Origin of the sequence: Vogesella indigofera (assembly GCF_003633895.1) — a bacterium.
Classification (GTDB): Bacteria; Pseudomonadota; Gammaproteobacteria; order Burkholderiales; family Chromobacteriaceae; genus Vogesella; species Vogesella indigofera.
The window spans coordinates 304,209-328,392 of record NZ_RBID01000015.1 but is presented as its reverse complement, the minus strand read 5'-3'; the positions used below and the strand labels follow the sequence as shown (position 1 = coordinate 328,392).

Here is a 24,184-nt window from a genome sequence, read left to right as displayed (position 1 = left end):
TGGCCATGCTTCCCTCCATTACCTTCCTGCTGGCCGCCGCGCTGCTGGCGATCACCCCCGGCCCCGGCATTGCCTATGTCGTCGCGCGCACGGTGGCCGGCGGCAAAGCCGAAGGCGTCGCCTCGTCACTGGGCACCGCGCTCGGCGGCATGGCGCATGTCCTCGCCGCCGCGCTGGGCTTGTCGTTGCTGATTGCGCAGTCGGCGCTGGCTTACGCGCTGGTGCAATATCTCGGCGCGGCGTATCTGGTGTACCTCGGCATCCGGCTGCTGGCATCGCGCGCCGGGTCTGCGGCACTGCCGACGCTGCCGCGTGCCGGCGCCGGCAAGGCACTGCGCGACGGCGCCATCGTCGAAGTGCTGAACGTGAAGACCGCCATGTTCTTCCTTGCCTTCATCCCGCAATTTGTGTCCACGCAGCAGGCGCTGGCGCCGCAGTTCATCCTGCTCGGCAGCATCTGCGTGCTGCTGAATACCGCGGTTGACTTGATCGCGGTGGCGGCGGCCAGCCGCTTTGTCGCCTCCGGCGCCAGCAGGGCGGGCAGGGCGCGATGGCTGTCGCGGCTATCCGGCACCACCATGCTGGTGCTCGGTGTCATGGTCGCGCTTGCCCAGCGCTAGCGTTCACCCCCCGGTGGCGGTCCGCAGCCGCCGTCATCACTCAGGCAGCCGGACGGCCGCCTGGCCAGCGCCACGACCCGGCCATCGAGCCGCGCGGCCGCCGCCCAGACGATCCGGTCCTCCCCCTGGAGCCAGCATGTACCTACCCGCTCATTTCAACGAATCCCGCACCGAGATCCTGCAGCAATGCATCGCCCGGCATCCGTTTGGCACCCTGATTACGCACGGCAAGGGCTGGCTGGATGCCAATCACTTGCCGTTCGAGCTGGCGGCGCACGACGGCACGCTCGGTGTCCTGCGCGCCCATGTGGCCCGCACCAATCCGCTATGGCAGCAGGTGGCGAATGGCGACGAAGTGCTGGTCGTCTTTCGTGCCGGCGATGGCTATGTGTCCCCGAACTGGTACCCGAGCAAGCACGAGTCGCACCGCCAGGTGCCGACCTGGAACTACATCGTGGTCCATGCCTATGGCCGGATTCACGTTCACGATGACGAGTGCTTCGTACGGGGCGTGGTCGCCCGCCTGACCCGCAGCCACGAGGCCGCGCAGGCCGAGCCGTGGCAGATGAGCGATGCGCCCAGCGACTATCTGGACGCCGCGCTCAAGTCTATCGTCGGCCTGCAGATCGAGATCACCCGCCTGCTTGGCAAGAGCAAGCTGGGACAGGACGAAGTTGCCGGCGACATCCTCGGCGCCGGCCATGCGCTCAAGGGCTGCGGCAACAATCAAATCGGCGACGCCATGCTCGCCCACTGCGCCGCAAAGCCGGATTAGCCGCCCCCAAAGCAGAAAAGCCGGCCCTTGGTCAGGGGCCGGCCAGGATCGGCAATGAAAAGGCCGCGCGGCAACACGCTAGCCGGCGATAAAGTCGGCGAGCTGCCGCCACATGAACAGCGGGTTGGAATACATCGGAAAGTGGCCGCAATGTGGCACTTCGCTGAGTCTCACCCCGTGCCGCCCGATATGCGCCAGGTAGCTGAGGCCGGCATTCTGTGCGCCGTACATGAACAGCTTGCGGCAGGGCAGCGCCAGAAACTGTTCCATCAGCCGGCCGTGGTCCGACAGCGCCACCATGGAACTGAAAATGCCGCGTACCGCCGCGGCGCGCACCTTGTGGCGCAGGCTGGCGGCGTACAGGGCGCTGGCGTAGGCCGGCGCGTGGCGGGTGCGTTCGATGAAGTCATCGAAAAACGCCTCGGCGTCGGCATTCGGGTAATCGACGATCTGGCGGCTCAGAAAGCAGTCTTCCGGCGCGATATTGCCTTCGATATCGGTAAAGCTGAGCACGCGTTCGCCCAGCTGGCTGGCCAGCAGCAAGGCGGTGAGGCCGCCCATCGAGTGGCCGACCAGATGGAAGCGATCCACCCGGTAGTGCGCCAGCACCCGTAGCGCGGTGTGCAGCAGCAGGCTGATCGACACCTGCGCCAGATCGGCGCAAACCGTGTCGCCGCAGCCGGGCGCGTCATAGGCGATGAACGGGTGCCCGTCGAAGGCGGCGTGCCGCACGATGTCGGCGTAATCTTCCTTGCTCGAGCCGAAACCGTGCAGAAACAGGATCGGCGCCTTGTCGCCGCCACGGTGGAGGGTGGCGATGTCGACGGCCACGCCATCGATGTCGAACGCCAGCCGCTGGCTGGCAAATTGTTGGCTTGTCATGCTGTGTTCCAATAAGCAGCTGCGCTTGCGGCCAACCTTGTGCCCAAGGTTGGCCGCAAGCGTCGGGTTGCAGTTAACGGGGGCTCATCACCGCGGTGCAGAACTCGCCGATCGCCGCACACGCCTGCTGCAGCGCGGCGTCGTCAAGCGCGTAGGCGATGCGGATATACGGCGCCAGGCCAAAGGCGCTGCCCTGTACCACGGCGACCCCGGCTTCATTCAGCAGCGCCATCGCCACGTCTTCGTCGCTGGCCAGCAATTTGCCGGCCGGGCTGGTCTTGCCCAGCAGTTCCTCGCAGCAGGCAAACACGTAGAACGCGCCGCCGGGCTGGGCGCAGGACAGCCCCGGCGTGGCGTTGAGCTGCCGCACCATGCGGTCGCGGCGGGTTTCGAAGACCTCGCGCGAGCGGCTGATGAAGTCCTGCGGCCCGGTCAGCGCCGCCAGTGCCGCCTGCTGCGAGATGGCGCTGGCACCTGAGGTCTGCTGCCCCTGCAGTTTTTCCATCGCCTGCAGCAGCCAGCGCGGGCCGGTGGCGTAGCCGATGCGCCAGCCGGTCATCGCGTAGGCCTTCGACACCCCGTTCATGGTCAGCGTCCGCGCCTGCAGCCGCGGTTCGACCTGCGCCAGGGTAAAGAACGGCTGGCCGTCGAACAGCAGGTGTTCGTAGATGTCGTCGGCCAGCACCAGCACGTGCGGGTGATCCAGCAGCACCTGCGCCAGCGCCTGCAGCTCGTCGCGGCCATACACCGCGCCGGTGGGGTTGGATGGCGAGTTCAGGATCAGCCAGCGCGTCTGCGGGGTGATGGCGGCGGCCAGCGTGGCCGCCGTCAGCTTGAAGCCGCTGTCGTGGCCGCAGGGCACTACCACCGGGTGCGCACCGCACAGCTGTACGATTTCCGGGTAGCTCACCCAGTACGGCGCCGGCACGATCACCTCGTCGCCTTCGTTCAGGGTGGCGGCCAGCGCGTTGAAGATCACCTGCTTGCCGCCGGAGCAGACCATGGTGTCCTGCCACTGCACGTCCAGCCCGTTCTCGCGGCGGAACTTGCTGGCCACCGCCTCGCGCAGCGCACGGGTGCCGGCCACCTGGGTGTAGCGGGTGTGACCGCCGTTGATGGCGGCGATGGCCGCGGTACGGATGTGTTCCGGCGTATCGAAATCCGGTTCGCAGGCACACAGCGAGATGATGTGGATGCCGGCGGCGCGCAGCGCGGCCACGCGGTCCATCACCTTGTAGGTGGCGGAAGGTTTGGCCGTGGCCAGGTGTTTGTTCAGGTATTGGGTCGTCATGGTCATGCCCTCTCGCGCCAGTGGTCCAGCCCCATCAGCTGCAGGGTGGTCGCGCCCTGGCTCAGCTGGCGCATCATCACGCTTTCCTTGGTGGCGCGCGCTTCGCCGGCCTGCAGCGTGCCGGCCACCGCGGCGGCGGGCACTATGATCACGCCGTCATCGTCGGCCACCACCAGATCGCCGGCGGCCACCGGTACGCCGCCAAAAATCATCGGCAGGCCGATGGCCGGTGCGCTGGCCTTCACCGTGCCGCGCACCGACACGCCGCGGGCAAACACCGGAAAGCGGCGCTTGCCGATGGCGGCGACATCGCGCACGCCGCCGTTGATCACCAGCCCGACGATGCCGGCGGCCTCGGCGGCGACGGTCAGCACCTCGCCCCAGTAGCCGGCGATGAAGTCGCCGGTGTCCACCACCAGCACGCTGCCGCGCGGTGCGCGCTCCAGCGCGATGTGGATGGACAGGTTGTCGCCGGGGGAGCAGACCAGCGGGTAGGCCGGCGCGGCGATGAAGGCGCCGGGCCACAGGCTGCGAATCTGCGGGTCTACCGCGCAAGGTTGGCCGCAGGCCTCGTACAGCGTGGCGCTGCCCAGCACGGCACAGCGTGCGGCCAACGTTGGCTTGTGTTCAGCGGTGTTCATCATGCTTTCCTTTGCAGTGTGTGGTAACCCAGTGCGGCGCGCGCGGCGGTCAGGGTGCTGCCCTGCGCCAGCTGCTGGCGGATCGCGGCTTCCACCGTCTCGATCTGCTGCGCCAGTGCCGCCACCTCGGCGGCGCGCTCGCGCGGCACCACCACCACGCCGTTGGCGTCGGCCACCACGATGTCGCGGGCGGCGACGCGGGCGCTGCCGATCGACACCGTGCCGCCCACCGCTTCCACTTGCACCCGGTCCTTGCCGGTGCGCATGAAGCGGCCACGAGTGAACAGCGGATAGCCTTCGCCCAGCGCCTTGTTGACGTCGCGGCACACGCCGTCGATCACGGTGCCAGCGATCTGCCGCAGCCCGGCGTACTGGGTCATGATGTCGCCCCACACCGTGCAGTCGCTGCGGCCGTCGTTGTCGATCACCACCACGTCGCCGGCGGCGACATCGTCGATGAAATCGCCGACGCTGCCGGCCGGGCTGCTGGCCGACACATACTTGACGGTAAACGCCGGCCCCACCACCACCTGGCGGTAGTTGTCCAGCGGCATGATGCCCAGGCACTGCCCCGGCAAGCCCAGCTTGTCCATGGCATCGGACACGCCGGCGGTATCCAGCCCGGCGAACAGGGCCACCAGTTCACGATCTGCTGCGTTCATTTGGCGGCCTCCTGCTGGATGGCGTCGAATTGCCGGTCGTGCATCACCTCAGTCACCGAACGGCCGCTGCGCACCGCCGCCACCATGCCGTGCTGGCGCCGTGCGATGCGCTCGGCCAGGTTCAGCACTTCTTCGATATGTGCCGCCGGCACAAACACCGTGCCGCAGCGGTCGGCCAGCACGTAGTCGCCTTCCGCTACTTGTACGCCGGCCATGTTCACCGGCTGGCCGGACGACAGCTGGATCACACGATTGCGCGCACTGATCATGGTGACGCCGCGGCCATACAGCGGGTAGCCGATGTCGGCGCTGCCGTCGATGTCGCGGCTGAGGCCGTCGATCACCGTGCCGCGCACACCCTTCACCTGCGCGGCATTGGCCAGGATGTCGCCCCAGCAGGAAATGCCATCCACGCCGCCGGCGATCACCAGCACGCGCTCAGTGCTGTCGATGGCGGCGATCACCGGCGAGATCAGGTGCACCGTCGGCACCGCATCGGTCTTGCGGCCCAGTTGCACGGTGCTGGCGCGGCCAACCAGCTTGGGGCAGTCCCACAGCGGGCGCAGGCCATAGGTGGCGCCGGGCAGATTGAGGAAATCGAGCGCGTCGGACAGCGTGTTGCTGTCCTGCTGCTGCAAACGCGCGAGTAAAGAAGGCTGGCTCATCGGACTCTCCTGTTGTGGGGCTTGTGTGCCGCTACTTTCCGCCCTACAGTTCGATAGGTAAATTCCGAAATTTGTAACGTTTACATACGCCAAACCTATCAAAAATCATGATCAACTTTCGTCTCATCCGCCACCTGTGGCTGTTCCTGGCCGTGGCCGAGGAACAGCACTTCGGCCGTGCCGCCAAGCGCCTCGGCATGTCGCAACCGCCGCTGACCGAGCAGATCCAGATCCTGGAGCAGGCACTGAAGGTGAAGCTGTTCGAGCGTTCGCGCCGTGGCGCGCAGCTGACGGCGGTGGGGCAGGCGATCCTGCCGGCGATGAAGAAATTCGCCGAGCAGCTGGAAAGCCTGGAGCTGGCGGTACGCGAGGCGGCCGCCGGGCAGATCGGCACCATCACCATCGGCGCGATCACCTCGGCGATTCTGGACGTGCTGCCGGGCCTGATCGAACAGATCAAGCAGCAGCACCCGGGGCTGACGGTGGCGGTAAAGGAAATCGACAGCTACGAGGCGCTGCCGGCGCTGCTCAGCGGCGACATCGACCTGGCGTTTGCGCGGCTGGAAGGCGATCTGGGCGAGCACATCAGCGCGCTGCCGCTACGCGCGGACCGGCTGGCGGTGGCGCTGCCGGCGACGCACCCGCTGTGCGGCCAGGCGCAGCTGGCGCTGCACGATCTGGCCGGCGAGGATTTCATCATGTTCGCGCGCAAGGTTAGCCCGATCTCGTTCGACCGGCTGACCGCGGCCTGCCACAGCAGCGGCTTTTCACCGCGCATCCTGCACGAGGTGCGCTCGGTAACGTCGCAGATCGCCTTTGTCGGCTGCAATCAGGGGGTGGCGCTGGTGCCGGCGTCGGTGCAGGGCATGGCGCCGGCCAGCGTGGTGATCCGGCCGCTGGCGGACGAGTTGCACGTGGTCACCACTGCCATGGCGTGGAACACGCAGCGGCAGAACCACCTGCTTGCCGCGGTGCTGGAGACGGTGCACAGCTACCGCGCGGCCAACGGCTGAGGTGCTGCGCTTGCGGCCAACCCTGAACGGCGAACGCTCAGCGGCGGCTGGCCAGCAGCACCCCGCTAATCACCAGCACCGTGCCGGCCAGCTGCGACAGCGACACCGCCTCGTGCAGCAGCCACCAGCCAAAAAAGATCGTCAGCACCGGCCCCAGCATGCCGATCAGCACCGCGCGGGCGGCGCCAATATGGCGGATCGCCAGCGACTGCCAGACGATGGGCAGGATGGTGGAAAACAGGGCCATGCCCAGGCTGTAGCCATAGACCGGCGCCGGCAGCAGCAACTGCTGCCACGGCCGGCTGAGCAGAAAGTGCAGTGCCACGGCCGCGGTTGCCACCAGGATGGACAGCAGCGAAAAGCGCATCGCCCCCAGCCGCTTGATGGCCACCTCCGAGCCGGCACTGTACAGCGCGTACAGCACCGCGCAGCCAAACACAAAACCGGCGCCGAGCGCCACGCTGTGCACATCATTGCTCTGGCTGGCGTCATGCACGAAGGCAATCGCAATCCCGGCATAGGACAGCATCGCGGCCAGCATGATGCTGCGCTCCGCGGGTTTGCCCAGGAACAGCACGCCGATCAGGATGGTGAGGGTGGGGTAGGTGAACAGGATCAGCCGTTCCAGCCCGGCCGAGATGTACTGCAGGCCATAGAAATCGAGCATGCTGGAGCCGTAATAGCCGATGCCGCCCAGCAACAGCAGCATGCCGACATCGCGCCGCGACAGCCGCGGCATGCCCCGCAACACCGGCACACAGGCCACCATGACAAAGGGCAGGCAAAACACCATTCTCAGCGTCAGCAGGGTGACGGCATCCACCGGCGCGGTGGCGTAGGAAAGCTTGACGAAAATGGCCTTGAAGGAAAAGCCGAAGGCGGCCAGAAAGGCAAACATCACCCCCAGCCGGTCGGGCTTGCTCAGGATATTTCTCACTGGTGCGATCTCGAAAGCGGTCAGCCCCCATGCTCGTTGCTGACGCCGGCGCTGTGAAATACCTTTTGCCTAAGCTTGTGATAGGCGGAACAGATCAGGCGGTGCCGCCCGCGCTGCGGCAGTAACCGGCCTTGAGGGTCATTGACCGTGGGCTGGAACATTACCGGTTAACGTCAACAGGCTGCTTCCAGAATGGAAGCAGCTTTTTTATTGGGCAAGAAAAAACACAGTATGCCAATGATTAACAGGCTCATTAAATTAATATTTGATGATGCAATTTAATTGGTGGGTTGATTTTTTATTAGGTTTGGTTTTTTTATGTCATGCTTTATCAATTCGCTGTCGGGTGATTTTTCAATATTGCCAGGGTATTTATTAAATACCTCGCGGGTATGGAATTGTTGGTAATTTGCTTTTGAACCTAGGTTCAACCGTCAGGAGGGGGCACACCCTCCATCCATACCAACCGGTTCGTCGGCTTGCGACGGACACACGACACATCTGCATCCCGCAGCGGATGACGCGAGAGAGAGCATGATAGACAAGACTGTATCTTCCCTTGAAGAGGCCGTGGCCGGCATCTTCGACGGGGCCACGGTGATGATCGGCGGCTTCGGCATCGCCGGCCAGCCGGCCGAGCTGATCGACGCGCTGATCGCCCACGGCGCCCGCGACCTCACCATCGTCAACAACAATGCCGGCAACGGCGAGATCGGCCTCGCGGCGCTGCTCAAGGCGCGGCGGGTGAAGAAGATCATCTGTTCCTTCCCGCGGCAGGCGGATTCCCAGGTGTTCGATGCGCTGTACCACGCCGGCGAGATCGAGCTGGAGCTGGTGCCGCAGGGCAATCTGGCGGCGCGCATCCAGGCGGCCGGCGCCGGCCTTGGCGCCATCTACACGCCGACCGGCTACGGCACCCTGCTGGCCGAGGGCAAGGAAACGCGCGAGATCGACGGTAAGCACTATGTGCTGGAGTACCCGATCCGCGCCGACTTCGCGCTGATCAAGGCCTTCCGTGGCGACCGCTGGGGCAACCTGGTGTACCGCAAGGCGGCGCGCAACTTCGGCCCGATCATGGCCGCCGCCGCGACCGTGACCATCGCCCAAGTCGGCGAGGTGGTGCCGCTGGGCGTGCTGGACCCGGAGTCCATCGTCACCCCCGGCATTTTTGTACAACGCGTCGTGGCAGTGCCGGGCCTCGCCCAGGCGCGCGTCGCCTGAGGGAGCAAGCGCATGAACAGACTGAACCGTAACCAGATGGCCGAGCGCGTGGCGCAGGACATTCCGGAAGGGGCCTACGTCAACCTCGGCATCGGCCTGCCGACCAAGGTGGCCAACTACCTGCCCGCCGACCGCGAGATTTTCCTGCACAGCGAGAACGGCCTGCTCGGGATGGGGCCGGCGCCGGCGCCGGGCATGGAAGACCCGGAGCTGATGAATGCCGGCAAGGAGCCGGTGACGCTGCTGCAAGGCGGCGCCTTTTTCCATCACGGTGATTCCTTCGCCATGATGCGCGGCGGCCATCTCGACATCTGCGTGCTGGGCGCCTTCCAGGTGTCGGCCGGCGGCGATCTGGCCAACTGGCACACCGGCGCCGCGGACGCGATTCCGGCGGTGGGCGGGGCGATGGACCTGGCCATCGGCGCCAAGCAGGTGTTCGTGATGATGGAGCACCTGAGCAAGAACGGCGAATGCAAGATCGTGCCGCACTGCAGCTACCCGGTGACCGGCATCGGCTGTGTCGACCGCATCTACACCGATCTGGCGGTGATCGACATCACCGCGCACGGCCTGCTGGTGCGCGAAATGGTCGACGGCCTCGACTTCGCCGAGCTGCAGCGCCTGACGCCGGTGCCGCTAACGTTGGCCGCAGCGGCCGCCACCACCGTGACCGCGTAAAGGGGATGACCATGGAACATGCCTACATCTGTGATGCCATCCGCACCCCGTTCGGCCGCTACGGCGGCACCCTGTCCGGCATGCGCGCCGACGACCTGGGCGCCTTGCCGCTCAAGGCGCTGATGGCGCGCAACCCCGGCGTCGATTGGGGCGCCATCGACGACGTGATCTACGGCTGCGCCAACCAGGCCGGCGAAGACAACCGCAACGTGGCACGCATGTCCAGCTTGCTGGCCGGCCTGCCGCCGGAAGTGGCGGGCACCACCGTCAACCGCCTGTGCGGCTCCAGCCTCGACGCCATCGGCATCGCCGCGCGCGCGATCAAGAGTGGCGAGACCGGGCTGCTGATCGCCGGCGGCGTGGAGAGCATGAGCCGCGCGCCGTTCGTGATGGGCAAGGCCGATAGCGCCTTCTCGCGCAATATGAAGCTCGAGGACACCACCATAGGCTGGCGGCTGGTCAACCCGCTGATGAAGGCGCAGTACGGCGTCGATTCGATGCCGGAAACCGCCGAGAACGTGGCCACCGATTTCAACATCAGCCGTGCCGACCAGGACGCCTTCGCGCTGCGCAGCCAGCAGCGCTACGCCGCCGCCCACGAGTGCGGTCGCTTCGCCGACGAGCTGATCGCGGTCAGCATCGCGCAGAAGAAGGGCGATCCGGTCGTCTTCGCCAAGGACGAGCATCCGCGCGCCACCACGCTGGACGCGCTGGCCCGGCTCAAGGGCGTGGTGCGCGCCGATGGCTCGGTGACCGCCGGCAATGCCTCCGGCGTCAACGACGGCGCCTGCGCGCTGCTGCTGGCCAATGCCGCGACGGCAGCGCGCTACGGGCTGACCCCGCGCGCGCGCATCGTGGCGATGGCGACCGCCGGTGTGGCACCGCGCATCATGGGCTTCGGCCCGGCGCCGGCGGTGCGCAAGGTGCTGGCGCTGGCCGGGCTGCGCCTGGACCAGATCGACCTGATCGAGCTGAACGAGGCTTTCGCCGCGCAGGCGCTGGCGGTCACGCGTGACCTCGGCCTCGCCGACGACGACGTGCGCGTCAACCCCAACGGCGGTGCCATCGCCATCGGCCACCCGCTGGGCGCCTCCGGCGCACGGCTGGTGACCACCGCCGCCTATCAGCTGGCGCGCAGCGGCGGCCGTTACGCGCTGTGCACCATGTGCATCGGCGTGGGGCAGGGCATCGCGCTGATCATCGAACGCGTTTAATCCACCGGCCCCGCCCGCTATTGCGGCCAACCTTGGGGCACCAGGGTTGGCCGCAGCCCGGCGGGGCCGCTATCCGGAGCATCATCTTGCCTTATCTCGATCTTGACGGCCGGCGCCTGCACTACCGCCTCGACGGCGCGGCCGGCGCACCGGTACTGCTGCTGTCCAACTCGCTGGGCACCACCCTGGACATGTGGCAGCCGCAGCTGGCGGCGCTGGGCCAGCATTTCCGCCTGCTGCGCTACGATACCCGTGGCCACGGCGGCTCCACGCTGGGCAGCGGCCCTTGCGACATCGCGCAGCTGGGCGGGGACGTGCTGGCGCTGCTGGACGCGCTGGATATCGAGCGCGTGCATTTTTGCGGCATCTCGATGGGCGGCCTGACCGGGCAGTGGCTGGGCGTGCACGCGCCGCAGCGCCTGCACAAGCTGGTGTTGTGCAATACCGCGGCGCGCATCGGCAGTCAGCAGGCGTGGGACAGCCGCGCGGCGCTGGTGCGGCAGAGCGGCATGGCCGAGGTCGCCGCCGGCGCCGCTGCACGCTGGTTCACCGCCGACTATATCGCCGCCGAGGCGACGGCGGTGGCCGGCCTGCTGCGGCAGCTGGCGGAGTGTGACGCGGCGGGTTACGCCGCCTGTTGCGATGCGCTGGCGACGGCCGACCTGGGCGCCGCCATCGCCGGCATCACGCTGCCGACGCTGGTGGTGGCCGGCCTGCAAGACCCAGTCACGACGCCGGCTGATGCCGACTTCATCGCCGGCCAGATCGTGGGTGCGCAGCGCGTCGACCTGCTGGCCTCGCACCTGTCCTCCATCGAGGCCGCCGCGGCGTTCAACAACGTACTGCTGCGCTTCCTGAACGCCTGACCCTGAGCCGGCGGCCGGCCGGTCCCCCCGCCCGTTAACCGTTCCGTGTTTATTCGCCATTTTTATTTGTTCAAATAAAAGTGGCGAATAAACACGTCTATTGTTTTCATTTTGTTTTATTGGCGGCCGCGTTAGCGTGAATACTGCGCGAGTATTATCGGATACTAAATCAGTATTAGACGCCGTTTTTATTTGACCGCAGCATGATTTCCTATATCGGGCACCGCTTTGGTGTGCCGGTTATTCAAGTGGCGGAGAAATCCGGCAAGAGATTTTCCGGCCACGTCAGTCTGGTGTCATTACACGCGGAGAGAGTCATGAGTCAGGAACGTATCAAGAAAACGGTCAATGTGCAGACATTGATCAACGAGCAGGGATTGTCCGGCTATCAGAAGCTGGTTTTGTTTTTCTGTTTTTCCATCCTCGCACTGGACGGGCTGGATACCGCCGCCGTCGGCTATATCGCACCGCTGCTGGTGGCCGAGTGGGGCATCGAGCGTTCCGCACTGGCGCCGGCGTTGAGCGCCGCGCTGTTCGGGCTGGCGTTTGGCGCGCTGGCCGCCGGCCCCTGTGCCGACCGCTTTGGCCGCAAGGTGACGCTGATCGTGGCGACCGTGTTTTTTGCGCTGTTCAGCCTGCTGACCGCGCTGGCCTATGACATCCCCAGCCTGGCCCTGATCCGCTTCCTGACCGGGCTGGGTCTCGGCGCGGCGATGCCCAATGCGGTGACGCTGATGGCGGAGCTGGCGCCGGCGCGCTGCCGCTCGTTGGTGATCAATACCGTCTATGTCGGCTTTCCGCTGGGGGCGGCGGCGGGCGGTTTCGTGGCGGCGTGGCTGATTCCGCATTACGGCTGGCAGGGCATCTTCATCCTCGGCGGTGTGCTGCCCCTGCTGCTGTTGCCGTTCCTGATCCGCTCGCTGCCGGAGTCGGTGTCCTACATGACCGCGCGCGGCTATCCGCTGCCCCGCATCCGTGCGGTGCTGGAGCGCATCTGCCGCTGCGATCTGGGCCATGTCGAGCGCTTCGTGCTGGCCGAAGCACCGGCCAAGTCCGGCGACTCCTCGCTGCGCCTGATCCTGTCGCGCTCCTATGTGCTGGGCACGCTGATGCTGTGGATCACCTACTTCATGGGGCTGCTGATTTTCTACCTGCTGACCAGCTGGATGCCGCTGATGATGAAAGATGCCGGTTTCTCCATCGAAAAAGCGGCATTGCTGACCGCGATCTTCCCGCTGGGCGGCGGCATCGGCACCCTGGTGAGCGGGGTGCTGATGGACAAGTTCAATCCGGGGCGGGTGCTGAGTGTTGTCTACGTGCTGGCGGCGCTGCTGCTGATCGCGGTCGGGCAGAGCATGGAGAACGTGGCCGTGTTTGCGGTGCTGATCTTCCTGGCCGGGGTGATGGTGACCGGTGCCCAGGCGTCGCTGCCGGCACTGGCGGCGCCGATCTATCCGACCGCCGCGCGCGCCACCGGCATGGCGTGGATGCTGGGCATCGGCCGCTTTGGCGGTATCGCCGGGGCGTTGCTGGGCGGCGTGCTGCTGTCGATGAAGCTGCCGTTCAGCCAGATCGTGGTGCTGCTGGCGATCCCGGCGGCGCTGGCGATGCTGGCACTGTGGCTGCTGTCGCTCAAGATGGCGCGGCCGGCGGCGGCTGCCGCCGGGGCGCTGGCGCGTTCCGCCAGCTGAGTCATCGCCGCGGGTGGCGCGAATCGCCGCCGGCTGGATGCTTGCCACGCGCTCGCGGCCAACGTTGGCCGCGAGCGTGTGGCATTCCCGGCTGGCGCCCGCCGCCGCGGCTTCGCAATCGACAGGCAAGGGAGGGATCACGATGGAAAGATGGAGCGCGACTTATCTGCGCGTCTGGCCGGCACTGCAGTTGCTGCTGTGCGTGGGGGCGCAGTTCTGGGTCGGGGATGGCATCGCGCGCGGCGCGCTGCTGCTGGCCGGCGCACTGGCGCTGGCGCAATGGCTGCAGGGTTGCTGGCAACAGCGCGCTGAACGGCAGCAGCAGGCGGCCGAGGCGGCAGTACCGCCGGTAGCGCTGACCTTGCCGGCGCTGCGCTTCCGGACGGAGGCGCCGCCGCCTGCCGTCGCGCCCGATCGTTCCGCACCGCCGCCACCGGTTGTACTGCCGGACGACGCGGCCGGCAAGCTGGCCGACGATGCGGCGCAGCTGTCCGCGCTGCAAGAACAGTCCTGGCACGACATGGCGCGGGCGAGCAGCGTGGCCAGCTCGTCCGGCAGCCTGGTCGCCGGCAGCGCGCGGGCGCTGGCCGAGGCGACGCAGCAGATCGATGCGCTGGCGGCGCACACCGAACATAGTGCCGAGGTGTTTCAGCAATTGTCGGCGCAGTCGCAGCGCATCGGCCGCATCGTGGACAGCATCCAGGACATTGCCAAGCAGACCAATCTGCTGGCGCTGAACGCGGCGATCGAGGCGGCGCGCGCCGGCGAGTACGGGCGCGGTTTTGCCGTGGTGGCGGACGAGGTGCGCCGCCTGTCCGAGCGCGCCGCCGCGGCCAGCGACGAGATCGGCAACATCGCCGGCAACCTCAGTCAGGCGGCGGGGGCGGCCGAAGACGGCGTGGCGCTGGCGCGCGGCCATGCCCAGGCCGGGCGCAGCCTCGCCGACGAGGCGCAGGCGGCGATGCAGCAGCTCATCCGCGACGCGGCGCTGCGGGTCGAGATCGTGCAGGGCATCATCGCCTCCTTGCAGCAGCAGCGCCGCCTGGGTGAGGCGCTGCAGGGTGGGGTGCAGGCGTGGCAGCAGTCGTCGGTGCGGCTGCGCGACCGCCTGTCGCCGGCACAGGCCGCGGTCACGCCGGCCGGCGCCGTGACTCAGTAGCGGATGTAGTCGATTTTCTCTTCTTCGTAGATGCGGATGATCATCTCGATCAGCAGCTTGATCTCGCGCGACTCATCCAGCAGCCGGGTGCTGAGGATGATGGGGGAGACCATGTTGTGGTCCTGCAGCGGCAGGTAGCACACGTCCTCGCGCTTCAGCCCCTGCACGCTGGCGGGCACGATGGCGACGCCTTCGCCGGCGGCCACCAGGCCGATGGCGACCTGCAGTTCGCGGGCCTCGTAGATCTTTTTCGGCTCCAGGCCGCGGTCGTGGAACGAGGCCAGTATCTGGTCGGCAAAGCTCGGCCGCGGTGCCTTCGGAAACACGATCAGCGTGTCGTCGACGAGATCCAGCAGGCTGATCACCGGCCTGTCGGTTAGCGCATGGCCCGACGGTAGCGCCGCGACCAGCCGTTCCTCGCGCAGCACGATGCGGCGCACATTGGGATCTTCGTGGCGGATGCGGCCGAAGCCGACGTCGATCTTGCCTTCCTTCAGCGCGCTGATCTGCTCCATCGAGGTCATCTCGTGCAGCGTCAGCTCGGTGGTGTTCTGTTCGCTGCGAAAGCGGCGGATCACCTTGGGCAGCATGCCGTACAGGGTGGAGCCGACAAAACCGATCGACAGCTTGCGCTCGATGGTGCCGATACGGCGCGTCATCGCCTCCAGCTCGCGGCTCTGCGACAGCAGCTGGCGGGCATGGGCATAGAAGAACTGGCCGGCCTCGGTCAGCGTCAGCGGCCGCGAGCCGCGCACCAGCAAGGGCACCCCCAGCTCCTCTTCCAGCTGCTGTATCTGCCGGCTCAGCGGCGGCTGCGCGATATGCAGGCGTTCGGCGGCGCGGGTGATGTTTCCCTCCTCCGCGACCACCACAAAATAGCGCAAATGGCGCAAATCCATCTTCATACCTCCAGGGTATAAAAAACATACTAAATCAGTGTTGGTCGCGGAAATTTTAGCCGTGTATTGTTGATTTTGAAATTTCCAACACGAATTCTATACCGAAAAAACATGATCCGCTCAATAGAAACCATACTCGCAGACGTGCCCACCATACGCCCTCACAAGCTGTCGGTGGCCACGATGAGCACTCAAACGCTGGTCCTGATCCGCGTCCTTTGCGATGACGGCATCGAGGGTTGGGGGGAGGCGACCACCATCGGTGGCCTGAGCTACGGCGAGGAAAGCCCGGAAAGCATCAAGGCCAATATCGACACCCATATCGCGCCGCAGATTGTCGGCATGGACGCGACCAAGGTGGCGCTGGTGATGGTCCGCATCCGCAAGACGATCCAGGGCAACCGCTTTGCCAAATGCGCGATCGAAACCGCGCTGCTGGATGCGCAGGCCAAGCGGCTGGGCATGCCGCTGAGCGAGTTGCTCGGCGGCCGGGTGCGCGACGCCTTGCCGGTGGCATGGACGCTGGCCAGCGGCGATACCGCCCGCGACATTGCCGAGGCCGAGCAGATGCTGGCGCAGCGTCGGCACCGCATCTTCAAGCTGAAGATCGGCCTGCGCAGCGTGCAGGACGATGTGGCGCACGTGCTGGCGATCAAGAAGGCGCTCGGTGACGAGGTCAGCGTGCGCGTCGACGTCAACCAGGCGTGGAGCGAGCTGGACGCGGTGTCCGGCATCGCGGCACTGGAGGCTGGCGGCATCGACCTGATCGAGCAGCCGGTGCGCGCCGAGCAGCGTGCGTCGCTGGCGCGGCTGGCCAGCCGTTTCAGCGTGCCGCTGATGGCCGACGAGGCCCTGCACGGCCCGCAGAGCGCCTTTGAGCTGGCCGCGTCGGCCGGCGCCGATGTGTTCGCGGTCAAGATCGCGCAGTCCGGCGGCCTGCTGCCGGCGCGACTGGTTGGCGAGCTGGCGCAGCTGGCGGGCATCGGCCTGTACGGCGGCACCATGCTGGAAGGTGCCGTCGGCACCGCCGCCTCGGCGCACCTGTTTTCCACCTTTGCCTCGCTCAGCCACGGCACCGAGCTGTTCGGGCCGCTGCTGCTGACCGAGGAAATCCTGTGCGAGCCGCTGCAGTACCGGGACTTCATGCTGCAGGTGCCGAGCGGGCCGGGGCTGGGCATCACCATCGACCGCGACAAGCTGGCCCGCCTGCGCCGCCAGTAACGCCGTCGCTGACCTTATCCCGAATCAGAAGAGGAGCAAATCATGCTGTTTCACGTACGAATGGACGTCAAGTTGCCTCACGACATGGCCGACAGCGTTGCGGCCAACCTGAAGCAAGTCGAGAAGGACAAGGCGCAGGCGCTGCAGCGCAGCGGCACCTGGCGCCATCTGTGGCGCATCGCCGGCCAGTACTCGAACGTCAGCATTTTTGACGTGGCGGATGTCGAGGAGCTGCATCAGCTGCTGTCCACGCTGCCACTGTTTCCGTACATGACCATCCAGGTCATGCCCCTGTGTCGTCATCCGTCTTCGGTGCATGACGACGACCGTTGAATGAACAAGGCCCGCAGAAGGCCTGAGCCGTAAACCCGCGTCAACCGCAACCCCCGAGTCACAACACAACAGCACTACAGAGGAGTCTTAGACATGAATCACGCAGAAATCGATGCCCTGGTAAAAAGCTTCATCGTCGATACCGCTACCGGCGACGTGAATCCACGGGTCCAGCAAGTGGTCGTGCGCCTGACCAGCGACCTGTTCAAGGCGATCGAGGACCTGGACCTCACCCCGAGCGAAATCTGGAAAGGCCTGGAGTACTTTGCCGAAGCCGGTGCCACCCACGAGCTGGGCCTGCTGGCCCCAGGTATCGGCCTGGAGCGTTTCATCGACATTCGCCAGGATGAGGCCGAGGCCCGCGCCGGCCTGAACGGCGGCACGCCGCGCACCATCGAAGGCCCGCTGTACGTGGCCGGCGCGCCGAAGAGCACCGGTTTTGCCCGTCTGGACGATGGCACCGAGTCCGAGCAGGGTGAAGTGCTGTTCATGCAGGGCACCGTCTACGGTGCCGACGGCAAGCCGCTGCCGGGGGCGCAGGTGGAGGTGTGGCACGCCAACCTGATGGGCAACTACTCCTTCTTCGACAAGAGCCAGTCCCACTTCAACCTGCGTCGCACCATCATCACCGATGAGCAGGGTCGTTACCAGTTCCGCAGCATCGTGCCGATGGGCTACGGCTGTCCGCCGGAAGGCACCACCCAGCGCCTGCTGACGCAGCTGGGCCGCCACGGCCGTCGCCCCGCGCACATCCACTTCTTCGTGTCGGCGGCCGATCATCGCAAGCTGACCACCCAGATCAACATCGAGGGTGACGAGTACTGCTGGGACGACTTCGCCTTTGCCAGTCGCGAAGGACTGGTGCCGTCGGTGACCCGCATCAGCGATCCGGCCGAGCTGGACCAGAAACAGCTGAACAAGCCGTTCGCCGCCATCGATTTCGATTTCCACCTCTACGGTGAGACGGCCGTCGTACCGAGCAGCATCGTCGAGCGCCAGCGCGCCAGCGCCTGATCGATACCGGGCATCAAGCCACAGGGACGGATCACGCCAGGCGTGATCCGTCTGACCAGACCGAGGAGTACGGAAATGATCCCCATCCATCCCGATGCCACGCCGAAGCTGCGGCAGCTGGACGACTACCTGATCGAGAACCCGCAGACCGGTGACTACCGCCTGCACCGCAGCGTGTTCACCGACGAAGCGCTGTTCGAACTCGAGATGAAGCACATCTTCGAAGGCAACTGGATCTATCTCGCGCACGAGAGCCAGATCCCGAACAACAACGACTACTACACCACCAATATGGGGCGCCAGCCGATCTTCATCGCGCGCAACCGCCAGGGTGAGCTGAACGCCTTCGTCAACGCCTGTACCCACCGCGGCGCGACGCTGTGCCGCCACAAGCGCGGCAACAAGGCGACCTATACCTGCCCGTTCCACGGCTGGACCTTCAACAACAGCGGCAAGCTGCTGAAGGTGAAGGATCCGGAAGACGCCGGCTATCCGGACTGCTTCAACAAGGAAGGCTCGCACGACCTGAAGAAGGTGGCGCGCTTCGAGAACTACCGCGGCTTCCTGTTCGGCAGCCTCAATGCGGAGGTCAAGCCGCTGCAGGACTACCTCGGCGAGGCCACCAAGATCATCGACATGATCGTCGAGCAGTCGCCGGACGGGCTGGAAGTGCTGCGCGGCTCGTCGACCTACACCTTTGACGGTAACTGGAAGCTGACCGCCGAAAACGGCGCCGACGGCTACCACGTCTCGGCCGTGCACTGGAACTACGCCGCCACCACCAGCCACCGCAAGGAACAGAACGCGCGCGAAGACAACACCCGAGCGATGGATGCCGGCAAGTGGGGCAAGCAGGGCGGTGGCTTCTACGCCTTCGAGCACGGTCACATGCTGCTGTGGACGCAGTGGGCGAACCCGGAAGACCGCCCGAACTTCGCGCGCCGCGACGAATACGCCGACAAGCTCGGCCCGGAAATGGCCGACTGGATGGTGCGCAACTCGCGCAACCTGTGCCTGTAACCCAACGTGTACCTGATGGACCAGTTCGGCTCGCAGATCCGCGTGGTGCGGCCGCTGTCGGTGGGCAAGTCCGAAGTGACCATCTACTGCATCGCGCCCAAGGGCGAACCGGCCGATGCGCGCGCCCGCCGCATCCGCCAGTACGAGGACTTCTTCAACGCCAGCGGCATGGCGACGCCGGACGACCTGGAAGAATTCCGCGCCTGCCAGCAAGGTTATGCCGGCCGTGCGGTGGAATGGAACGACATGTGCCGCGGTTCGACGCACTGGGTGGAAGGTGCCGACGACGCCGCCCGCAAGATCGGCCTGAAGCCGGTGCTCAGCGGGGTCAAGACCGAGGACGAGGGCCTGTACACGGTGCAGCACCGCTACTGGCTGGACGTGATGAAGAAAGCCGTTGCCGCGGAAGGGGGTCAGGCATGAGCACCGTGAACATGGAGCAGATTCGCGCCTTTCTCTACCGCGAAAGCCGCCTGCTCGACGACGAGCAGTGGGACGACTGGCTGGCGTGCTACCACCCCGACGCCGAGTTCTGGATGCCGTCGTGGGATGACGACGACACCCTGGTCTCCGATCCGCAGCGCGAAATCTCGTTGATCTACTACCCGAGTCGCCAGGGGCTGGAAGACCGCGTGTTCCGCATCAAGACCGAGCGCTCCAGCGCCACCATGCCGGACACCCGCACCAGCCACAACATCAGCAATGTCGAGCTGGTGGCGCAGGACGGCGCGCAGGTCACGGTGCGCTTCAACTGGCACACGCTGAGCCACCGTTACAAGACCGATTACAGCCACTTCGGCATGGCGCGCTACGTGATCGATTTTGCCGGGGACAGTCCGAAAATCCGCAACAAGTATGTGGTGCTGAAGAACGATTACATCCACCAGGTAATCGACATCTACCACATCTGATCCGCCAGGCAGGAATACACCATGAGTTATCAGATTGCACTTCAGTTTGAGGATAGCGTCACCCGTTTCATCAGCTGCAACGACAACGAGACGCTATCCGATGCCGCCTATCGCCAGAAGATCAACATCCCGCTGGATTGTCGTGACGGCGCCTGCGGCACCTGTCGCGGCCTGTGCGAGTCCGGCAGCTACGAGCTGCCGCCGTCCAGCTACATCGACGACGCGCTGACCGCGGAAGAAGCCGGCCAGGGTTATATCCTCGCCTGCCAGACGCGGCCGAAATCCGATTGCGTGATCCGGATCCCGGCCTCGTCACAGGCGTGCAAGACCGGCGTCACCACCTTTGACGGCACGCTGGCGGCGGTGGAGACCCTGTCCGATTCCACCATCGGCTTCGCCATCGAACTGGATGCTGCGGCCAACCTTGGTTTCCTGCCCGGCCAGTACGTGAAGGTCAACATCCCCGGCAGCGAGCTGTCGCGTGCCTACTCCTTCAGCTCGCCGCCGGGTGCCGCGCAGGCGGCCTTCGTGGTGCGCAATGTGCCGGGCGGCCGCATGAGCCACTTCCTGAGCCATGACGCCCGCCCCGGCCAGCGCATCAGTTTCAGCGGCCCGTACGGCAGCTTCTATCTGCGCGAAGTGGTGCGTCCGGTGCTGTTCCTCGCCGGCGGCACCGGCATCGCACCCTTCCTGTCGATGCTGGCGGTGCTGGCCGAATCCGGCAGCCCGCAGCCGCTGCGCATGGTGTTCGGCGTCACCAACGATGTCGACCTGGTGGCGCTGGAACAGCTGGAGGCCGCCCATGTCCGCCTGCCGCAGTTCGAGTACCGCAGCTGCGTGGCATCTGCCGACAGCGAGCATCCGCGCAAGGGTTACGTCACCGGTCACATCGACCCGGCGTGGCTGAATGGCGGCGACGTCGACATCTACCTGTGCGGCCCGGTGGCGATGGTCGATGCGGTGCGCCAGTGGCTGGCCGACTCGGGCATTAGCCCGGCCAACTTCTACTACGAGAAATTCTCGGCCAGCAGCGAGGCGTGACGCGATGCGACAGCAACAACGTTTTGACGAAAAAGTAATCATGGTGACCGGGGCGGCGCAGGGCATCGGCCGCGGCGTCGCCATCGCGGCGGCACAGGAGGGCGCCGCGCTGGTGCTGGTCGACCGCTCCGACTACGTGCACGAGGTGGCCGGCGAGATCAAGGCCGACGGCGGCCGCGCCATCGTGGTCAGTGCCGATCTGGAAACCTACGCCGGCGCGCAGCAGGCGGTGACGGCGGCGCTGGACGAGTTCGGCCGCATCGACGTGCTGGTCAACAACGTCGGCGGCACCATCTGGGCCAAGCCGTACCAGGAGTACGACGAGACCCAGATCGAGGCCGAGATCCGCCGCTCGCTGTTCCCGACACTGTGGTGCTGCCGCGCGGTGCTGCCGCCGATGATCGCACGCCGGCAGGGGGTGATCGTGAACGTGTCCTCCATCGCCACCCGCGGCATCTACCGCATTCCGTACTCGGCGGCCAAGGGCGGCGTCAACGCGCTGACCGCCAGCCTCGCCTTCGAGCACGCCGAGGATGGTATCCGCGTCAATGCGGTGGCCACCGGCGGCACCGAGGCGCCGCCGCGCAAGGTGCCGCGCAACGCGTCGGCGATGAGCGCGCAAGAGGCCGGCTGGTACCAGGGCATCGTCGACCAGACCATCGCCTCCAGCCTGATGCACCGTTACGGCACGATCGCGGAGCAGGTAGCCGCGATCCTGTTCCTGGCGTCGGAGGAGTCCTCCTACATCACCGGCACGGTGTTGCCGGTCGGTGGTGGCGATCAGGGCTAGTTATTGTTTTTTCGAGTTCCCCTTTCCTTGCTGCGCGTCTTTGGCCGTTCCCACGGCGAAGGGCGCGCCTTTTTTTGCCGGCAAGGTTGGCCGCAAGCGCGGGCGGGGGAGGATGACTGCTGCTGCGAGCGCCGCCGTGTGCTTATGGTGCAGGGTGTGAATATGGAAGGAGCGAAGATGGGGTCTGAACAAGGCAAGACCGGCGGCGACGGCGCGCTGGCACGCCTGCGGCGGGACTGGTCGCTGTCGGCGGTCAGTGCCGGCTTCCTGGCGGTGCTGGTGTCCTATGCCGGGCCGCTGGCGATCTTTTTCCATGCGGCGGAGGTCGGCCACTTCAGCCACGACATGGTGGCGTCGTGGGTGTGGGCGATTTCGATCGGCGCCGCGCTGTCCGGCATCTTGCTGAGCTGGACAACCAAGGTGCCGGTGATCACCGCCTGGTCGGCACCCGGCACCGCGCTGCTGGTGACGCTGTTCCCGGCGCTGCCGCTGCCGCAGGTGGTGGGCGCCTACCTCACCGCGGCGCTGATCCTCTTCCTGATCGGCTGTTCCGGCTACTTCGACCGCATCATGGCGCGGATTCCCCGCGGCATCGCGGCGGGGATGATGGCGGGCATCCTGTTCCAGTTCGGGGTGCAGGCGTTCAAGTCGGCGGCGGCGGCGCCACTGCTGGGCGTCAGCATGGTGCTGGCCTACCTGCTGTTCCGCCGCCTGTTGCCGCGCTACTGCATCGTGCTGGTGTTGCTGGTCGGCGTGCTGCTGTCGCTGGCGACGGGGACGCTGCATGGCGGCGAGGCGAGCTTCAGCCTGACGCGGCCGCAGTTCATTGCGCCGCAGTGGAGCATCGCGGCGACGCTGAGCCTGGCCATCCCGCTGGTCATCGTCAGCCTCACCGGGCAGTTCCTGCCGGGGATGGCCATTCTGCGCGGTGCCGGCTATACCATTGCGGCGCGGCCTATCCTGCTGGTCACCAGCGTGGCCTCGCTGCTGGTCGCCTGTTTTGGCGGGGTGACCATCGTGGTGGCGGCGATCACCGCGGCGCTGTGTACCGGCAAGGACGCGCACGAAGACCCGGGCAAGCGCTATGTGGCGGGGATTGCCAATGGCGTGTTCTATCTGCTGGGCGGGCTGTTCTCGGGGGCGATCGTGCTGCTGTTCGCGGCGCTGTCCAAGGCGCTGGTCGCCATACTGGCCGGGGTGGCGCTGATCGGCGCGATCACGGCCAACCTGCTGGCGGTGCTGCAGGACGAGGAGCAGCGCGAGGCGGCCATGATCACCTTCCTGGCGACCGCCTCCGGCATGAGCTACGCCGGACTGGGCGCCGCGTTTTGGGGCGTGCTGATCGGCAGCATCGCCAGCTATGTGCTGCGCAAGCCGGAGGCCAGCGCTCGCGTCAAGACGGGCACGGCTTGAGATTGAGATGGTAGACCAGGGCCGCGCCCGGGGCGGCGTCGGTGGTGTCCAGCGACGCCATGGCCGCGCCGCGCCGCAGCTCGCCATCGAGGCTTAGCGTGATGCTGACATCAAGCATCGCCGCCGCGCCGCAGCCGACCCGTTTCATTTGTCCGGCGCCGATGTTTTCCGTAAACAGGTAGTCGTTTTCATGCGGGCCTTTGATCTTGCGTTTGAAAACGCGGCCGTGTGCGTTGTCGCGTGGCCCCAGGAAGTATTGCACGTCGAGTGCGGTTTCCTGTTTCGCCGCCAGTTTGGCAAAGCCGCGGTAGTCGACCCTGTAGACACCGATGGAATAACCGGCCGGTAAATTGAGCGGGGACGTAATGCGGCAGACTTTGCGTTGCGCGCCGCTCACGGCATTCGCGTTGTTGGCGACGGTGAACTGGTCAAACAAGATGCTCAGGGTGGTGCCATCGGGCGAACTGATGACGGAGTAGCTGCCCGCAGGGCAACCGTTGCTTTCCTGGGCCTGTGCCGGCAGGCACAGCAGCCCGGCGCAGGCGAGAAGACTACGCAGCAGCCAGGTCATGGTCGTTTCCTTTCATGAACCGGGCGGCGCCTGCTGCCAGGCACCGCCCGCGATGGGCTCAGCGGCAATTGCGCCACTGCAGGTGGTAGATGATCGAGGCATTGACGTCTTCGGAATCGATCGACGCCATGGCTTCCCTGTTGGAAACCGTGTTCACGCGCATGCTCGAATTGGTGCGCAGGTTGACGTCCTCGCCACAGCGCGACCAGATGATCGACTCGGCAGTCAACGTGTTGCTGATCAGATAGTCTTCATCAATGGGACCGCGAAATCGCCGCTGGAAGGCCGGGCCTCTGCTGCCGGCGAAGAAGTACTCGACGTTGAACTGCGAGGTCGCCGACTGCGGCAGGTGATTAAAGCCACGGAAGTCGATTTTCAGGATCGACACGCTCAGTCCTTGCGGCACGTGCACGGGGATGGCGATGTTGCAGCTCTTGCGGTCAAAGCTTTTACCGCTGCTTCCACCGACGCTGACCTGGTATTCGTCGAATAACAGACTCAAGGATTTGGCATCCGGACTCAGGGTGACATCGACGGTGCCGGCCGGACAGCCGGTTCCGCCGTAGCCTGGCTCGCCCAGCGCAATATCGTCGGCGTAAGCCGCCGTGCCGAGCAGCAGGGCGGTCATTAACAGAATGATTTTTTTCATGTTGCAT

The 24,184-nt window shown here is 66.0% G+C and carries 27 protein-coding genes; 18 read left to right on the top strand and 9 right to left on the bottom strand.

Going from position 1 to position 24,184, the window contains the following annotated elements; genetic code table 11:
- Nucleotides 1-5: 5 nt before the first annotated feature.
- Together C8E02_RS11515 and C8E02_RS11510 are read left to right on the top strand one after the other, a co-directional pair.
- Nucleotides 6-620: a LysE family translocator gene (locus tag C8E02_RS11515; protein ID WP_120810882.1), complete on the top strand. Its 615-nt coding sequence runs from the start codon at nt 6-8 to the stop codon at nt 618-620.
- A gap of 136 nt (nt 621-756) precedes the next feature.
- Nucleotides 757-1,395, top strand: coding sequence for an FMN-binding negative transcriptional regulator (locus tag C8E02_RS11510; protein WP_120810881.1), 639 nt, complete (start codon nt 757-759; stop codon nt 1,393-1,395).
- Nucleotides 1,396-1,473: 78 nt separating this feature from the next.
- Here C8E02_RS11510 and C8E02_RS11505 read toward each other — a convergent pair whose 3' ends face one another.
- The 5 genes from C8E02_RS11505 to C8E02_RS11485 form a co-directional block, all read right to left on the bottom strand.
- A complete protein-coding gene (locus C8E02_RS11505) occupies nt 1,474-2,277 on the bottom strand; it encodes an alpha/beta fold hydrolase (protein WP_120810948.1) in 804 nt (267 codons plus the stop codon).
- 73 nt (nt 2,278-2,350) lie between these two features.
- Nucleotides 2,351-3,568, bottom strand: a complete 1,218-nt coding sequence (locus C8E02_RS11500; RefSeq protein ID WP_211329230.1) for a pyridoxal phosphate-dependent aminotransferase — start codon at nt 3,566-3,568, stop codon at nt 2,351-2,353.
- A 2-nt stretch (nt 3,569-3,570) separates the two neighbouring features.
- Nucleotides 3,571-4,212 (bottom strand): RraA family protein, encoded by a 642-nt coding sequence (locus C8E02_RS11495; protein ID WP_211329229.1) that lies wholly within the window; start codon nt 4,210-4,212, stop codon nt 3,571-3,573.
- Nucleotides 4,209-4,871, bottom strand: coding sequence for an RraA family protein (locus C8E02_RS11490; RefSeq protein WP_120810878.1), 663 nt, complete (start codon nt 4,869-4,871; stop codon nt 4,209-4,211). The genes C8E02_RS11495 and C8E02_RS11490 overlap by 4 nt, the downstream gene beginning before the upstream one ends.
- The gene (locus C8E02_RS11485; RefSeq protein ID WP_120810877.1) at nt 4,868-5,536 is read right to left on the bottom strand and encodes an RraA family protein; all 669 of its coding nucleotides are present in this window, start codon (nt 5,534-5,536) and stop codon (nt 4,868-4,870) included. Before C8E02_RS11485 ends, C8E02_RS11490 begins: the two co-directional genes overlap by 4 nt.
- 107 nt (nt 5,537-5,643) lie before the next feature.
- Here C8E02_RS11485 and C8E02_RS11480 point away from each other — a divergent pair, with 107 nt between their 5' ends.
- Nucleotides 5,644-6,549, top strand: coding sequence for a LysR family transcriptional regulator (locus tag C8E02_RS11480; protein ID WP_120810876.1), 906 nt, complete (start codon nt 5,644-5,646; stop codon nt 6,547-6,549).
- 37 nt (nt 6,550-6,586) lie between these two features.
- Here the strand turns inward: C8E02_RS11480 and C8E02_RS11475 are convergent, their stop codons facing one another.
- Nucleotides 6,587-7,486, bottom strand: coding sequence for a DMT family transporter (locus tag C8E02_RS11475; RefSeq protein WP_211329228.1), 900 nt, complete (start codon nt 7,484-7,486; stop codon nt 6,587-6,589).
- 534 nt (nt 7,487-8,020) lie between these two features.
- Between C8E02_RS11475 and C8E02_RS11470 the strand changes: the two genes are divergently transcribed.
- The 6 genes from C8E02_RS11470 to C8E02_RS17745 all read left to right on the top strand — a co-directional run bounded on the left by C8E02_RS11470 (nt 8,021) and on the right by C8E02_RS17745 (nt 14,315).
- Nucleotides 8,021-8,707, top strand: a complete 687-nt coding sequence (locus C8E02_RS11470) for a 3-oxoacid CoA-transferase subunit A (protein ID WP_120810874.1) — start codon at nt 8,021-8,023, stop codon at nt 8,705-8,707.
- Nucleotides 8,708-8,719: 12 nt separating this feature from the next.
- Nucleotides 8,720-9,385, top strand: coding sequence for a 3-oxoacid CoA-transferase subunit B (locus C8E02_RS11465; RefSeq protein ID WP_120810873.1), 666 nt, complete (start codon nt 8,720-8,722; stop codon nt 9,383-9,385).
- An 11-nt stretch (nt 9,386-9,396) separates the two neighbouring features.
- A complete protein-coding gene (gene pcaF / locus C8E02_RS11460) occupies nt 9,397-10,599 on the top strand; it encodes a 3-oxoadipyl-CoA thiolase (RefSeq protein WP_120810872.1) in 1,203 nt (400 codons plus the stop codon).
- 86 nt (nt 10,600-10,685) lie between these two features.
- Nucleotides 10,686-11,465, top strand: a complete 780-nt coding sequence (gene pcaD / locus C8E02_RS11455; protein ID WP_120810947.1) for a 3-oxoadipate enol-lactonase — start codon at nt 10,686-10,688, stop codon at nt 11,463-11,465.
- A gap of 317 nt (nt 11,466-11,782) precedes the next feature.
- Nucleotides 11,783-13,156 (top strand): MFS transporter, encoded by a 1,374-nt coding sequence (locus C8E02_RS11450; RefSeq protein WP_120810871.1) that lies wholly within the window; start codon nt 11,783-11,785, stop codon nt 13,154-13,156.
- Nucleotides 13,157-13,298: 142 nt separating this feature from the next.
- On the top strand, nt 13,299-14,315 hold the full coding sequence (locus C8E02_RS17745) for a methyl-accepting chemotaxis protein (protein WP_170152151.1): 1,017 nt from the start codon (nt 13,299-13,301) through the stop codon (nt 14,313-14,315).
- Here the strand turns inward: C8E02_RS17745 and C8E02_RS11440 are convergent.
- Nucleotides 14,309-15,214, bottom strand: coding sequence for a LysR family transcriptional regulator (locus tag C8E02_RS11440; protein WP_120810946.1), 906 nt, complete (start codon nt 15,212-15,214; stop codon nt 14,309-14,311). The two genes, C8E02_RS17745 and C8E02_RS11440, sit on opposite strands and share 7 nt — an antisense overlap.
- Nucleotides 15,215-15,325: 111 nt before the next feature.
- Here C8E02_RS11440 and C8E02_RS11435 point away from each other — a divergent pair, with 111 nt between their 5' ends.
- The 9 genes from C8E02_RS11435 (at nt 15,326) to C8E02_RS11400 (ending at nt 22,957) form a co-directional block, all read left to right on the top strand.
- Nucleotides 15,326-16,435, top strand: a complete 1,110-nt coding sequence (locus C8E02_RS11435) for a muconate/chloromuconate family cycloisomerase (protein WP_120810869.1) — start codon at nt 15,326-15,328, stop codon at nt 16,433-16,435.
- A 42-nt stretch (nt 16,436-16,477) separates the two neighbouring features.
- Nucleotides 16,478-16,768 carry a muconolactone Delta-isomerase gene (gene catC / locus C8E02_RS11430; protein WP_047965727.1) on the top strand — a complete coding sequence of 97 codons (291 nt, stop codon included), beginning with the start codon at nt 16,478-16,480 and terminating at the stop codon, nt 16,766-16,768.
- 93 nt (nt 16,769-16,861) lie between these two features.
- Nucleotides 16,862-17,782 carry a catechol 1,2-dioxygenase gene (gene catA / locus C8E02_RS11425; protein WP_120810868.1) on the top strand — a complete coding sequence of 307 codons (921 nt, stop codon included), beginning with the start codon at nt 16,862-16,864 and terminating at the stop codon, nt 17,780-17,782.
- Between the two features lie 75 nt (nt 17,783-17,857).
- Nucleotides 17,858-18,802, top strand: a complete 945-nt coding sequence (locus C8E02_RS17780; RefSeq protein ID WP_342766777.1) for a Rieske 2Fe-2S domain-containing protein — start codon at nt 17,858-17,860, stop codon at nt 18,800-18,802.
- Between the two features lie 15 nt (nt 18,803-18,817).
- On the top strand, nt 18,818-19,225 hold the full coding sequence (locus C8E02_RS17775; protein ID WP_342766776.1) for an SRPBCC family protein: 408 nt from the start codon (nt 18,818-18,820) through the stop codon (nt 19,223-19,225).
- The gene (benB, locus tag C8E02_RS11415) at nt 19,222-19,713 is read left to right on the top strand and encodes a benzoate 1,2-dioxygenase small subunit (protein ID WP_120810867.1); all 492 of its coding nucleotides are present in this window, start codon (nt 19,222-19,224) and stop codon (nt 19,711-19,713) included. The genes C8E02_RS17775 and benB overlap by 4 nt, the downstream gene beginning before the upstream one ends.
- 21 nt (nt 19,714-19,734) lie before the next feature.
- Complete coding sequence (benC, locus tag C8E02_RS11410; RefSeq protein WP_120810866.1) at nt 19,735-20,754, top strand: benzoate 1,2-dioxygenase electron transfer component BenC; 1,020 nt, start codon at nt 19,735-19,737, stop codon at nt 20,752-20,754.
- Nucleotides 20,755-20,758: 4 nt separating this feature from the next.
- The gene (benD, locus tag C8E02_RS11405; RefSeq protein WP_120810865.1) at nt 20,759-21,544 is read left to right on the top strand and encodes a benzoate diol dehydrogenase BenD; all 786 of its coding nucleotides are present in this window, start codon (nt 20,759-20,761) and stop codon (nt 21,542-21,544) included.
- A gap of 177 nt (nt 21,545-21,721) precedes the next feature.
- Nucleotides 21,722-22,957: a benzoate/H(+) symporter BenE family transporter gene (locus C8E02_RS11400; protein ID WP_120810864.1), complete on the top strand. Its 1,236-nt coding sequence runs from the start codon at nt 21,722-21,724 to the stop codon at nt 22,955-22,957.
- Here the strand turns inward: C8E02_RS11400 and C8E02_RS11395 are convergent.
- Both C8E02_RS11395 and C8E02_RS11390 read right to left on the bottom strand, forming a co-directional pair.
- Nucleotides 22,938-23,528, bottom strand: coding sequence for a DUF4360 domain-containing protein (locus C8E02_RS11395; protein WP_120810863.1), 591 nt, complete (start codon nt 23,526-23,528; stop codon nt 22,938-22,940). The genes C8E02_RS11400 and C8E02_RS11395 overlap by 20 nt on opposite strands.
- 58 nt (nt 23,529-23,586) lie before the next feature.
- Nucleotides 23,587-24,177 carry a DUF4360 domain-containing protein gene (locus C8E02_RS11390; protein ID WP_170152150.1) on the bottom strand — a complete coding sequence of 197 codons (591 nt, stop codon included), beginning with the start codon at nt 24,175-24,177 and terminating at the stop codon, nt 23,587-23,589.
- Nucleotides 24,178-24,184: the final 7 nt, after the last annotated feature.